Genomic DNA, 2794 nt, shown 5'->3' with positions numbered 1-2794 from the left:
GTGGTTGAAAGAGCTGTTTGAATATCCATAAAAAAACCGTAATTAGCGAAACTAATTACGGATTATTCACGATCATTTAGATCGGTCAACCGATCAATTAACCTTAACTGATCGGCATTACGCCAATTGGCGGTTTTTTTGTTGCTTCTAATTTAGAACGAGAAGCTTACTTTAGTATAAATATAACGACCGCGTGGGTTATGAACCCCAGACGCATAACCGTAAAGGTCAGAATCGCCATCACCAATTGCAAAAGGAGGCTCTTCGTCAAACAAGTTATTAATACCTAGTGATAATTTAGCTGACTCAGTGATACGGTACGACGTTTGTAAGTCAACCAACACTTGTGAATCAATCATACGTGATGTATTGCTATCAAAATCTAAGTTACCGTCAAAGTCGATATCAGGTGTGTCTTCAAACTCACCAACATAACTTAAGTTAACATTAGTATTAAAGTCGCCCACTTCCCAGTTAGTTGAGAAAATCCAACGATGCTCAGGGTAACCATATTCACCAGAGTAATCACGGCCATCTTTTTCAAATTTGTTTTGGTAAGCCCATTCTAAATTGAATTTCAATAAACCTAAATCATCCAATGAATGATTGTAATTTGCTGAAAAGTCGATGCCAGATACTTCTTGTGAAGAGACGTTTTCAAATGTGCTATAGATTTTTTGAATTGAACCTAAGCTTTCACCATTAGTAGGCGGTAAGCGAACACATACAGTACTGTTTTGGTTACCACACTCGGCAGCATAAATTGGACCAAACTCTTGTTCGTCAATTTTATTATCCTGTGTAATGCTCCACACATCAACACTTAAACCAAACTCTGCGCTAGGGGCCCAAATGAAGCCGACGTTCCAAGATTCAGACTCTTCAGGTTGTAAGTCTGCATTACCAGAGAATTGAATGTTGTAATCAAGTGCCTGACAGTCTAAGCCCGTTTGTTGACAGCGTTGAGTATCAATAAAGAACTGACTTTTTTCTGATGGACCTAGGCCAACTTGTGCTAAAGAGGGGGCTCTAAATCCTTGTGCCCATGAGCCACGAACCGTGATTTCATCACTAGGTGCCCAGCGAAGTGCAACTTTTGGATTGGTAGTTGTGCCAAAGTCACTGTAGTCATCGTGACGTCCAGCAAGTTGCAATTCTAATGTATCAGCTAGTGGAATTGAAAATTCAACATAAGCAGCATATTGATCGCGCGATGCTGCGGCTGATACAGCTTCAGTACCAAAAATTAAACCGCGACGGAACTGATCATCAGGGATATCTGTAACGTCTTCTTCGCGGTACTCAATACCGGCTGCCATCATCACCACATCGTCGCCAAAGCTAAATGCTTCACCGCTAATGTTTGCGTCAAATGAGGTCATATGTGACTCACCTTGACGTACTAAGCTAGTAGTGATTCTGTCGATTACTACAGGATCGTTATAAGTGCCGCCAAATGGGTTGTAATTACCGGCATCTATTTCTTGTTGTAAAAAGTCGGTACGCACCCAGCCTTGTGAGCGATCGCCAGTTTGCATTGATTTACTACGACCTTTTTGTACTGCTGTCTCCCAGCTCCAGTCGTTAAACTCGCCCCGTAAACCCGCTACAAAACGCATCGTATCTGATTCAATATCCCATTGGCGAGCACCGGCATCAACCGTTCTGTAACGGCCAATATCTATATCTTTACCAAATGGGTTATTAGGATGATTTGCTGGTACAGTAAGCCCTGCATCTTCATCTAGCGGGGTTGGCGCACCCATAGCCACAGAGCTATTGTGTTGTACTGCCATTTCTAAAAATGCGGTAATACCATTATCAAAATTATACTCAAACTGCGAAATAGCCCCAATACGTTCAGATGCTGGTGCAATATAGCCGTATGGGCCGTAATCGAACAAACAGCTGCCACTGGCAGTTGCGCTATCGGCTGGACAAGCAGGGTCAATGGTTTTTACACCATCAACGTAAAAGTAACCAGGGAAGCCACGTGATGAACGAAAGTCCTCACCACCTAAAGCTCTTTGATCTGCAGTGCCTAAACTGCCCATTTCACTTGACGATAAAGAGGTGTTTTTAAAGTAGTCAATAATAACGGAAGCACTGCTTTTTTCGTTACTTGTACCCCAAACGATGCTGGCTGATGTTTCTTCGTAATTAGGACCGTCAGTGCCACCGTAGCCTAAGTTTACTTCAATACCATCAATATCTTTTTTCAAGATAACGTTAACTACACCCGCAACAGCATCAGAGCCATAAATAGCCGATGCACCATCTTTTAAAATGTCGATACGTTCAATCGCTGAAACAGGAATACTGTTAATATCAACAAATGAGTTAGTAATACCTTCAGCGAATGCACTAATAGCAACACGGCGGCCATTAATAAGTACTAAAGTTGCGTCAGCACCTAGGCCACGTAAACTTACCGCTGCAGAACCATTTGCAGTAGAGTCTTGGTTATTACCACGGGTAGAGAAAGTACCGCTACCTGCAACAGGCATTCTTTCAAGCAACTGCTGTAGGTTGTCATAACCCATGTTATCAATATCGGCTCTACTGATAGATTGAACCGGAGAAGGGCCTTCCATATCAGAACGTTTAATACGAGAGCCCGTTACTTCAATGCGTTCTACTTTTTTCACTTCATCAGCGGCGTATGTTGTTGTTGTAAAGCCAGCTGTTAATGCCAAAGTAGCCCCTGCAATTAAGCTCTGTCTCTTGATCACATCTCCTGTTGTTGCGCTTGCATGAATCGAGCGCCTTCTAGTAGTTGGCTCAGTGAAAACCA

The 2794-nt window shown here is 42.5% G+C and carries 1 protein-coding gene; it reads right to left on the bottom strand.

The window, feature by feature from the left end; translation table 11 throughout:
- Window positions 1–152: 152 nt before the first annotated feature.
- A complete protein-coding gene (locus J5X91_RS17870; protein ID WP_348272543.1) occupies window positions 153–2594 on the bottom strand; it encodes a TonB-dependent receptor in 2442 nt (813 codons plus the stop codon).
- Window positions 2595–2794: the final 200 nt, after the last annotated feature.

Source organism: Pseudoalteromonas sp. K222D, from assembly GCF_017653575.1.
In the GTDB taxonomy this organism is placed as follows: Bacteria; Pseudomonadota; Gammaproteobacteria; order Enterobacterales; family Alteromonadaceae; genus Pseudoalteromonas; species Pseudoalteromonas nigrifaciens.
Note: the sequence above shows the minus strand (reverse complement) of the source record. Positions and strands in the feature narration are given on the sequence as shown.

What these genes read in the sequence shown, in the direction of transcription:
- J5X91_RS17870 (WP_348272543.1), bottom strand. Translation starts at nt 2,594, where the DNA reads ATGGAAGGCCCTTCTCCGGTTCAATCTATCAGTAGAGCCGATATTGAT.